This window comes from Coprobacter fastidiosus (genome assembly GCF_982245605.1).
The window spans coordinates 17963-29272 of record NZ_CEVCIF010000048.1; the positions used below are offsets into that span (position 1 = coordinate 17963).

Annotated in this window: 10 protein-coding genes; 2 read left to right on the top strand and 8 right to left on the bottom strand. The window is 35.9% G+C overall.

Annotated elements, in window-relative coordinates; all coding sequences use genetic code 11:
• Window positions 1-61: 61 nt before the first annotated feature.
• From AC0UMU_RS11430 to tilS, 3 genes are all read right to left on the bottom strand, one after another.
• Window positions 62-568: a C40 family peptidase gene (locus AC0UMU_RS11430; RefSeq protein WP_270214192.1), complete on the bottom strand. Its 507-nt coding sequence runs from the start codon at window positions 566-568 to the stop codon at window positions 62-64.
• Window positions 569-642: 74 nt separating this feature from the next.
• Window positions 643-2658 carry a transcription termination factor Rho gene (gene rho / locus AC0UMU_RS11435; protein WP_288639954.1) on the bottom strand — a complete coding sequence of 672 codons (2016 nt, stop codon included), beginning with the start codon at window positions 2656-2658 and terminating at the stop codon, window positions 643-645.
• Between the two features lie 212 nt (window positions 2659-2870).
• Window positions 2871-4211, bottom strand: a complete 1341-nt coding sequence (tilS, locus tag AC0UMU_RS11440) for a tRNA lysidine(34) synthetase TilS (RefSeq protein WP_278714917.1) — start codon at window positions 4209-4211, stop codon at window positions 2871-2873.
• A 133-nt stretch (window positions 4212-4344) separates the two neighbouring features.
• Between tilS and pheS the strand changes: the two genes are divergently transcribed.
• A complete protein-coding gene (pheS, locus tag AC0UMU_RS11445) occupies window positions 4345-5364 on the top strand; it encodes a phenylalanine--tRNA ligase subunit alpha (RefSeq protein WP_278714920.1) in 1020 nt (339 codons plus the stop codon).
• Window positions 5365-5432: 68 nt separating this feature from the next.
• Window positions 5433-6074 (top strand): endonuclease III, encoded by a 642-nt coding sequence (gene nth / locus AC0UMU_RS11450; RefSeq protein WP_122337550.1) that lies wholly within the window; start codon window positions 5433-5435, stop codon window positions 6072-6074.
• A gap of 24 nt (window positions 6075-6098) precedes the next feature.
• Here the strand turns inward: nth and ybaK are convergent, their stop codons facing one another.
• The 5 genes from ybaK to AC0UMU_RS11475 form a co-directional block, all read right to left on the bottom strand.
• Entirely contained in the window at window positions 6099-6575 is a 477-nt protein-coding gene (gene ybaK / locus AC0UMU_RS11455) for a Cys-tRNA(Pro) deacylase (protein WP_122304518.1), read from the bottom strand.
• Between the two features lie 43 nt (window positions 6576-6618).
• Complete coding sequence (gpmA, locus tag AC0UMU_RS11460; protein WP_122337551.1) at window positions 6619-7308, bottom strand: 2,3-diphosphoglycerate-dependent phosphoglycerate mutase; 690 nt, start codon at window positions 7306-7308, stop codon at window positions 6619-6621.
• Between the two features lie 239 nt (window positions 7309-7547).
• Complete coding sequence (locus tag AC0UMU_RS11465) at window positions 7548-8903, bottom strand: phosphatase PAP2 family protein (RefSeq protein WP_473979938.1); 1356 nt, start codon at window positions 8901-8903, stop codon at window positions 7548-7550.
• A gap of 204 nt (window positions 8904-9107) precedes the next feature.
• Window positions 9108-10028, bottom strand: coding sequence for a tRNA (adenosine(37)-N6)-dimethylallyltransferase MiaA (gene miaA / locus AC0UMU_RS11470; protein ID WP_288639949.1), 921 nt, complete (start codon window positions 10026-10028; stop codon window positions 9108-9110).
• Window positions 10025-11155: a hypothetical protein gene (locus AC0UMU_RS11475; RefSeq protein ID WP_278714222.1), complete on the bottom strand. Its 1131-nt coding sequence runs from the start codon at window positions 11153-11155 to the stop codon at window positions 10025-10027. The genes miaA and AC0UMU_RS11475 overlap by 4 nt, the downstream gene beginning before the upstream one ends.
• Window positions 11156-11310 lie beyond the last annotated feature (155 nt).

Here is an 11310-nt window from a genome sequence, read left to right on the forward strand (position 1 = left end):
TGCGAAACGTAAGTACGAAAACCGATTTAAAAGATAATGTCTCTCTTCAAAAAGATGGACATTATTTTTTTATCCTTCCTCCACCCTTCCAATTATCGGCATAATAGGACTCTTTCAAGTGACTAATCACAACACCTTTAGATGTTGAAGAGTGAATAAAATATCCATTTTTCAAATAAATACCAACGTGATTTATCTTTTGTTTTTTTCCTGTAGAGAAAAAGACCAAATCACCTTCTTTCAAGTGCTTTTTAGAAATATGAGCACAATTTTTATAAATATTTTCGGATGATCGGTCTAACAAGATACCATAAACCGTACGATAAATAATACAAGTAAGGCCCGAACAATCAACCCCTAAACGCGTATTTCCACCATATTTATACGGTGTTCCTATCCACGAAGCCGCTTCTTTGTATAGTGGAATAAAATCATTCCTATTAAGTTCTACTCCCAATGATTTGAATATAGACAAATCGGGAGTTGTTGTCGTCCGGTTTATTGTATGGCAACTACTCAATAAAATCATAGACAACACAATAAAATATGAATATTTTTTTCTCATCATTCTCAAAGATATAAAAAATGACCTGTGAAAAACAAACAACACAGGTCACTTCTTATTTTTTTACAGAAAATACATCAGTCATTCATAGACAATAATAATTCTTCATTCGAAGATGTCTTTTCCATTCTGTCCTTAATGAATTCCATCGCTTCTATAGAATTCATATCCGACAAATATTTTCTTAATATCCACATCCTATTCAATGTATCTTTATCGAGAAGCAAATCATCTCTACGAGTACTCGAAGCTGTAATATCGACGGCAGGGAAAATCCGCTTATTAGAGAGCTTACGATCTAACTGTAACTCCATATTCCCTGTTCCTTTAAACTCTTCAAAAATCACATCATCCATTTTAGAGCCGGTATCGGTAAGAGCTGTCGCTATAATCGTGAGGCTTCCCCCGTTCTCTATGTTACGGGCTGCTCCGAAAAATCTTTTCGGCTTATGTAGCGCATTTGCATCCACACCACCGGAGAGAACTTTCCCGGACGCAGGAGAGACTGTATTATAAGCACGAGCGAGACGAGTAATAGAGTCTAAAAGAATAACGACATCATGGCCACACTCTACCATCCGTTTCGCTTTTTCTAAGACTATACTAGCGACTTTTACATGTCTCTCTGCCGGTTCATCAAATGTCGATGATATTACTTCTGCTTTTACACTACGAGCCATATCGGTCACTTCTTCAGGACGTTCATCGATCAACAGTATAATCATAAACACTTCCGGATGATTTTCGGCAATAGCATTGGCAATGTCTTTCAGAAGCATGGTCTTTCCTGTTTTCGGCTGAGCGACAATTAACCCGCGTTGACCCTTACCTATCGGAGAGAACATATCTACGACTCTTGCTGAAATATCATTTGCTCGACCGGTGGTCAGCTTAAATTTTTCTTCAGGGAACAAAGGTGTCAAATGATCAAACGGTACTCGATCACGAACATATTCCGGAGTACGTCCATTAATTTTTTCAACTTTAACCAATGGAAAATATTTTTCTCCTTCTTTCGGCGGGCGAATCGGTCCTTCTACCACATCCCCTGTTTTCAAGCCAAAAAGCTTAATTTGGGATTGAGAAACATATATATCATCGGGAGATGTCAGATAATTATAATCAGAAGAGCGCAAAAAGCCGTAGCCGTCAGGCATCATTTCAAGGACTCCGTTTCCTGTAAGTATACCTTCAAATTCATAGGGCTTTTCTGCAACCTTAGTTTCGTTATTAACACGTTCAGGCTGCTGCACAGTTTGCTGTATGTCTTTATTCTGATTATTTAAATTATTATTTGAGTAGCGTTGTTGTTGATTGCGCGGTACAAAACGTTGCCGTTCGCTTCGAGGGAAAAATGTTTCCAAATGAGTTTCGGATTGCACCGGTAGAGGCATCTCATACTGAATTTTTTCCTTTACCGGAACTGCTGCTGCCGGTTTGTCTGTAAGTTTTAAAATTTCAGAAGCAGGTTCTTTTTTCTCAGCTTTCAAAACATTTTCTTGCTGTTGCTCGGACGTCTCTTTCTTAAAAACTTTCCGTACCTTAGGTTTCTCAATGCTTTCCGTTTCAGCAGTTTTCTCTATAACTGCGACTTCATCATTTTCGGGGACAGGCAGTTCCACCTGCTCTTTCAAAGCCGGATGTGAAAATTTCGCTTTTTTCGTTTTGAGAGGTTCAGGTTCTTTTTGTATTGTTTCTTCTACCGCAACTGGTTCTGAAACATCCGACTTATTATTTTCGACAGTAGCCTCAACTGTTTTCTCAGCTTTTGGTTTACGTCCTTTCGTCGTCTTTTTTTCTACGATAGGTTCTTGTTCTGCAGAGACCGTTACTGCTACAATCGTTTCTGTCTCTGTTTTTTTGACAGGGGTTTTAGACTTTGCAGCCTTAGTTGTTGACTTTTTTTTCTTCGCAGCATTTGTTTCTGCTTGAGCCGCTACTTTTTTACCTGCTATATCGATTGCTTGCTGATCTAATATTTTATATACTAAATCATCTTTTTCAGAAGCATCAATTTTTTTTATACCCATTTCTTGGGCTATTACTTTCAAGTCTTCCAAAGACTTATCTTTCAGTTCCAGAATGTTATACATGAATCTATATTGGTGTGATAGAGTTAACTACATTAATCAAAATTATTCGCCTCAAAAAAGTAAGGCAAAAACTATAATAAAATAATATTAATTGGAATTTGTTCGGAAATAATTTGAGATAGAGAGAGTATTTCTCTCTTTTATTTCGCTACAAATGTACACTTGTTTTTGGAAATACAACAAAAAAGGTTAACAATAAGTTTTTGTATTAATTATTTTTCACATTTTATTTCCAAAACACGAGTAGTTTTTCCATCAACTCTGAATTTATCGGAAGTTCTTTCCCCTATTATCCAAATAATTTCATCTTTTGAAAGCAAAACATAAACTTCTTGTTTCTGATATAATGTAAATTTTTTATCTCTGAAATAATCACTCAGTTTACGGCTACCTTTCATTCCGAACGGAATAAATCGATCTCCTTCTTTCCAATGCCTGACCGTTAACGGAAATTTTATCTTATCCGCATCAAATACAGCAACGTTCGTATCTCGGGGGATTTTATATTCAGAAGTCCTATTTACTCGGAAAATTTTCAATCTTACCGGATAAGATATTTCCAAAACATTTTCAGAAATAACAGTAACATCATCTTTATAAACCGTTTTTTCTTTTACAATAAAGAGGTCTCGATCTTTTAACAAAATATGAGTTCCCGATAAAATATATTTTCCCGATATACCAGAAGCCATTTTCAAAACTTCCTTTAATTGAATAGGTAAAAATCCAAAAGGTTTCAAAATTTCAAATAATAACGTACGAGGAGCTGGAGAATCAAGTAACTTTGAAATATCAATATACAATTCATCATCTTTCTGTTCCGTTATTTTGTCTATAAATGAACTTATGGCAGAGCGATACAACTGTTCTGTTTCATATAAATTTGAAGCCGTACGTTCTATCGTTTCATAAACAGACGGATTTATACTTTCCAATAAAGGTAAAACTTGTAAACGAATCTTGTTCCGCACATAAATATCTTCTTTATTTGTCCGATCCGTAACATAAGGTAATTCACGCAACGACAAATATGACTCAATATCTTTACGGCTTAAACACAACAACGGTCTCACAATATACCCGTTAACAGGATGAATTCCCGTAAGTCCGGATATTCCCGTACCTCTAATTAAATTTAAAAGAACAGTTTCGACCGAATCATCCCTATGATGAGCAATAGCTATTGCTCCGGCACCGATTTTTCTACGCTGTTCCTCAAACCATTCATAACGCAACTCACGACAAGCCATTTCGATAGATATATGTTTTCGGGAAGCGTACATTTCTGTATCGAAACGTACACTACGAAAAGGAATTTTCAACATCAACGCCATATCTTTGGCAAACAACATATCTCTCTCTGCTTCTTCTCCCCGTAACTGGAAATTACAATGACAAGCAATACATCGATAACCTAATGTAACCAAAATATCTGATAAAGCAACAGAATCTGCTCCTCCGCTAAGGCCGATAAGAATAGGCATAGTTTTATCAAGATGTATTCTTGAATCGATAAATTGCTTCACATGAAGCGTTATTTCTGATAAATCCATATAACCGAATTTCGAAATGCAATGTACAAACGTAACTGTTTTTTTTGATTTATAAAATATTTACCTCCCAAACGACTTTTCAAGTCACTATTAATTATTAAATTTGCAGCTAAAACAGGAAAATAGCAAAATCATGATTGACAAAATAAACCGACTTAAAGCAGAAATAGACGCATTAAAAGCATCTAAGGCAGACGAAATAGAGGCTTTACGTATAAAATATTTAAGTAAAAAAGGAGAAATATCTCTTCTTTTTAATGATTTTAGGAATGTTGCCGCTGAAAACAAAAAAGAAGTCGGCAAACTTCTGAACGAACTGAAAGAGAAAGCTCTCAATCGTATTAATGAATTAAAAGAAAATCTTGATAGCAATTCTCAAGAAAACAACTTGATAGATCTCACGCGAACAGCTTACCCTGTTAACGTAGGTACCCGTCATCCGATTTCTCTTGTAAAAAACGAAATATGCGAAATTTTCGGACGTTTAGGTTTTTCTATAGCGGAAGGTCCTGAGATTGAAGATGACTGGCATGTATTTTCATCATTGAATTTTGCAGAAGATCATCCGGCAAGAGACATGCAAGATACGTTCTTTATTCAACGCAGTCCGGATGTTTTACTTCGTACCCACACATCATCCGTACAGACTCGGGTAATGGAACATTCTCAACCACCGATTCGTATTATCTGTCCGGGGCGTGTATATCGAAATGAAGCGATCTCCGCTAGAGCTCATTGTTTCTTTCATCAAGTAGAAGCCCTTTATGTAGATAAAAACGTTTCTTTTGCAGATTTGAAACAGGCATTGTTGTTTTTTGCAAAAGAAATGTTCGGTCCTGACACAAAGATTCGTCTACGTCCTTCATACTTTCCTTTTACCGAACCGTCTGCAGAAATGGACATATCTTGTAACTTATGTGGAGGAAAAGGTTGTTCATTCTGTAAACATACCGGATGGGTTGAGATATTAGGTTGCGGAATGGTAGATCCGAACGTATTGGAATCCTGTGGCATAGATAGCAAAATTTATACCGGATATGCACTTGGAATGGGAATAGAGCGCATTACAAATTTAAAATACCAAGTAAAAGACCTTCGAATGTTTTCAGAAAACGATCAGCGTTTTTTGGAAGAATTCGAATCTGCTCATTAAAATCGATAATGACTCCAAAACAAGGTACAAAGTCTTTTAACTTTGTACCTTTTATATTTTAATATAAAATGAGAAAACAAGAACGTTACGACAAAATTATCGAGTGGTTCTCAAAAAATGTTCCCGTTGCCGAAACGGAACTTCATTATAAAGATCCGTTTCAATTACTAATCGCCGTTATATTATCTGCCCAATGCACCGATAAACGGGTAAATATAATCACTCCGCCTTTATTCCGGGATTTTCCCACTCCTGAGGCATTAGCAGCGACAACCCCAGAAGTCGTATATGAATATATCAAGAGTGTATCATATCCCAATAATAAAGCAAAACACTTAGTCGGAATGGCAAAAAAATTACTTAGTGAATTTAATGGAATTATTCCTTCCGACGTAGATGAATTACAGAAATTACCGGGAGTAGGCCGAAAAACCGCAAATGTAATTGCATCGGTTGTATTCAATAAAGAAGCTATGGCCGTAGATACACATGTCTTTCGTGTTTCAAACCGAATAGGTCTTACAGATAATTCTAAAACACCGCTTGAAACCGAAAAGACATTGGTAAAACATATTCCGGGACATTTACTGCCAATCGCTCATCACTGGCTCATATTACATGGTAGATATATTTGTACTGCCAGAAAGCCGAAATGTCTTGAATGTGGAATAAGAGAATACTGTAAATATTACAGTAAAAAGCCGGAATAAATCCCGGCTTTTTATCACAGTTCTTTATATTGTGATCTCCCCGACTTCTGCTGAAACAAATTTTATCAAATCTGCGGGATCGATTTTAATCTGTATTCCTCTCACTCCGGCACTTACATATATATAAGGGAAATCAAGACATGTTTTATGAAAATATGTCGGAAAATGCTTTTTCATCCCTATTGGCGAACAACCGCCTCTGATATATCCGGTAACAGGCAGGAGTTCTTTCATAGCGATCATTTCGGCACTTTTATTTCCTGATATTTTCGCCACAGCTTTCAAATCCACCTCCATATTACCCGGAATGACACAAACAAATATGCCTGTTTTATCTCCTCGCAAAACCAATGTTTTAAAAACCTGTTCTATGTTCTCGCCCAACTGTTCGGCAACATGTGTAGCCGCCAAATCAGACTCATCTACTTGATAGGGAATCAACTCATAAACAATATTTGCCTTATCCAACAAACGGGCTGCATTAGTCTTATTTACCTTCATAATCTTTCTTGTTACTACCAAACAAAGGTAAAAAGATTATCGCTTATTCCAAATAATAATGAGTAAGCGGTTTTAACTGTTTATCCAATTCATATATTAACGGCGTTCCGGTAGGGATCTCTACTCCTACGATCTTCTCCGGGCTCAACTCTTCAAGATGCATAATCAAAGCCCTTAAACTATTACCATGTGCAGCTATCAATACAGTTTTTCCTTCTGCTATCTGCGGTGCAATCTCAACTTGCCAATAAGGGAGAACTCTTGCAACAGTATCTTCTAATGACTCTCCTTGCGGTAAAATTGCCGTATCTAACTGAGCATATCGAGGATCAAAACCGGGGAAACGAGGATCTTCTAAACTGATTTGCGGAGGACGTACATCAAAACTTCTTCGCCATATTTTCACCTGTTCATCCCCATATTCCAGAGCAGTCTCCTTTTTATTCAATCCCTGTAAAGCACCATAATGTCGCTCATTCAATCGCCATGATTTAACAACCGGAATCCACAATCGATCAACCTTCTCTGCAACAATAAATTGAGTTTTGATAGCTCGTTTTAGAAAAGATGTATAACACAAATCATACAAAATATTATATCTCTTCAATAAAGTACCTGCCATTTCTGCTTCTTTTTCTCCTTTAGGGGATAAATCAACATCCATCCATCCGGTAAATCGGTTCTCACTATTCCAGACACTTTCTCCGTGCCGTAATAATATAAGTTTATACATAATCTTCTATTTTTCTTATTAAACAAGAAAAACAGAAAAAACGTTCGGTTGATTTTATTTTTTGAATAAAAAAATATCCAGCATGTAATATCTCATACACACCGGACATTCTAATTGGCATAAGATGTATAATGATTGAAATTATCTAAAAGCCTGTCTAAATTTCTCCTGGTAATCAATTCTTTTTAATCCGAATAATTCGGATAAACTTCACTCCATCAATAATAGGCAAGACCTCCTTACCATACAATATTTACAGAAGCTCCCAAAGTAAGAGAATGCAACGTTTGACGAGATTCCTGATAAGACTGAGACCCCGACGCTTCATAATATTGAATATTTACCGGTGCAACTTTATAATCCAAGAAACCTTTGGCTAAAAGGTTCTTTTTAGCCCAGAACGACAAAGAAATGCCCGTTCCCGCATTAAAAAAATTAGCATGTTTCATTTTCAAAAAATCCGATCTTACCTCCTCTCTTGTTTCCGAATCATTCCATACTACATCGACTCCATTTCCCTGAAAATTTCCATACCCGGCCAGTAATTTACTTCCTAAATACCAGCGTTTGGAAATCGGTAACGAAAAATATGCGCCCAAAGATGTCGTAATCGTATTGAATGCTCCAGATTCTAAATGAGCATTAGAAGGCACAGACAATCCGCTCTGTATTTTCATAGGGATACTACTTGCCAATAATTCAGCTCCGACTCCCACATACGGTGTTATATAATAAGCACCTTCCACACCTACGGTACTTCCCGTTGAGGTATTGAAATTTATCTCCGGAGAAAGAGATATATGGTGCGGCATCATTGTAAAACCCATATATAATCCTAAAAAAGAGGATATATCGGAATATGTAACATCAAAATCATATTGAGGGTGTCTAAGTCCTTTCTTGCCAAATATTAAATCAGCGAAATAATAACCTAATTCAGTAGATAGAATTCCGATTCCCGCACCTACCATTACATCAGATACCCAATGTCTATTATTCAATAATCGGGAAACTGAGGTTGCTGTAGCCACCGTATATGCTCCTATGCTGTACCACGGGCTACGCACGCCATATTCTTTATGAAACATTGTCGCAGCCATAAATGCCGTTGCTGAATGCCTAGAAGGGAAAGAATTTAAAGCCGTTCCGTCAGGCCTCCGAGAATCTATAACAAGTTTCATAACATTCACAGTCGTAGCCATAAGAGCTGCAGAGAAAGCGTCTGAAGTCAACATTCTTCCCCATGAGCTGCGACTTTCAACTCCAGCAGCTTTCATTCCGACCAATGCAAATATAGGAACATACTGCAAATAATCATCATATCCATAATGAAATGACGGGACATATTCATTTCTTAAACTCCTAAAAGGCTCTTTTTTCATTTCTACCAAAGAGCCGGTAACAATTAAAGGAACAGAAATATAGGTCATCTGAAACCATTTGGCATCTGTTATACGATTTATCTTTTCTGGTGTTTTCCTTGAAATCAAATATCTGACGGGAACATTTTGTGCACTGTCTGTAATCAAAAAATTTGTAGTATAAGCACTTGTGAAACTACTCAAAAAAATCACAAACAAAAATACCTTCTTCATGCAATTTTCCATTTGTATTTTATTTATATCCAAACGGATGCAAAAATAATATTTTTTACTACAAAAACTGCCCTATACAGACGAACATATTTATAAATAGGAATGTTTTACAGCCATAAATACTATATATAAAGGTACAGGGACATCTTAAACATTTGATTGACTTTCCATTCTCTTTACTGAATAGCCCGGATATCCCTGTATCTATTTTTTCAGTTGTTCTTTAATTTTCATGATTTTTTCGTCCAAAGGTAAAAATGCATCTAACCAAAAAATAGAAAAACCCCTCCGTTCCATTCCCCGAAACCATGTCATTTGTCTTTTCGCAAATTGATGAATTGCTATTTCTAGTTTACTCACCATTTCGACATAAGAAAGTCTTCCTATCAAATATTCTGTCAGATATTTATATTCAAGGCCATAATAAATAAGATCATCCGGAGAAATTCCTTCTTTTAATAAAGCTCTCACTTCATCCACCATTCCCGAATTAAGTCTCATCTGTAAACGTTCAGAAATTTTTCTCCGGCGGGCTTCCCTTTCTATATCGACTCCTACAATAAAGCTGTTCAATGGCTTGTTTTTTCTCTCCTCCGGTTGCTGATTCCTATAAAATTCGGCTATTTCTATAGCTCTTACAGCCCGCTTACAACTATCTACATCCGTAGTATTATGCAAAGTTTTATAAGTTTTCAATATGGACGTCAACTCTGTCAATGTCTTGTCCTTCAATTTTTCACGAAGTTCTTTATTTTCAGGAACCTGAGGCATACTATAACCTTTCAAGACAGTCTCTATATAAAGGCCTGTTCCCCCACATAAAATAGGGAATTTTTCTCTCGTCCTCAAATCCTGAAAAACTACATTAAAGTCTCTTTGATATTCATAAAGGTTATATTTATATCCCGGTTCACAAATATCAATCAAATGATACTGTATTTCTTTATCTTCATACTTATACTCTTCCAAATCTTTTCCCGTACCGATGTCCATACGCTTATAAATCTGGCGGGAATCTGCACTTATAATTTCCGTATTTAAATCAGCAGCCAAAGCAACAGCCAAAGACGTCTTTCCAGAAGCCGTAGGTCCTAATATCGTTATTAAATCAAACATATACTTCATTTTTCCTTCTCAGTATATTCCCATGCGAGCAAAATCGTATTCTTCAAAAACTCATACTCTTGTTCAAAACAGGTACTAAACACACCTTTTCCCAATTCCGCATCAATCTGATCGGATGTCCAAAACTTTCCTCCACGAGGTTTATTAATGACATACGACTCATCGGAGACATTCAAAACATATAACATAATTACACGGTTCATGATATCAGTTTTAAACTTCGATGTCAATATTCTTCGCGGAGAATTTCGATTTTCTACAGAAATATATTTTTCCATAGCTATTTTCAACACTTTATCAGGCGTCTCTCCATAACGCAAATCTTCAGATACCGGAGTATCCAAATGAAGTCCCGATAAACTTCCCTTTATTTGACCCGGTTGCAAATATATTCTATTACCACACATAATGATGACACGCAAATGCGGATGGAGATAACGATTCCCACGACGGAAACTCTCGTGCTTTTCTACTCTTCCGATAACAGATAAAGATTCATTAATAATCGGTAACCACGTTTCTTTTGAAAGCATTTTATTCAACAAAATAATCCGGATACATTCGTAAACAAAATAAAGCATCATCAAAATAAGGTTCAAACGGTAATTCAAAAAAACGTATATATCCGGATACATATTACGAGAATAAGTATTGAACATAATCGTAACAGCCAAATAAAAACTCAATACATACAGCAATAATCGTGACATATACATAAATTCATGCATTATATTGGCCATCACCATACGATCTTTACGTGAATAATCACGAGAATGCCTATGAAATAAAATCCTGTGTAATCCTCGAACGATCAAAATATTAATAAAAAGCAATATGCCTAAAAAAACAGTATTGGAAATAAGGAATAAAGAATTGTAAAAAAGCAATTTCAAAGAAGCAAATTGGATCAACGTAAGAGTTGAAACTCCGAACATGAGCAAAAATCGACGATAAAATATCCGGTAAAATATTTCGACACATAAACAAATCAAACCTATAAACAATGCCAGTTTTACCGTATGAATCTCTGTCAAATAATTATTGGTTAACGATACCAGAAAAAGAGGTAAAAGACCTGCCGACTGCAAATAAAAATATCTATGCTTAAACAATTTTTCTTGTTTCATATTTCAACTATCAGAGAGCTCAAAAAAAATTTATATTCCCGGTAATACAGACGAAACTTTAAATATTCAAGTATTGTCCTTCGATTTACTCTGGTAATAAACCTTAATTCCGCAACACATATTGTTAGAAATAAATTTAAAATACTGAGTAATAA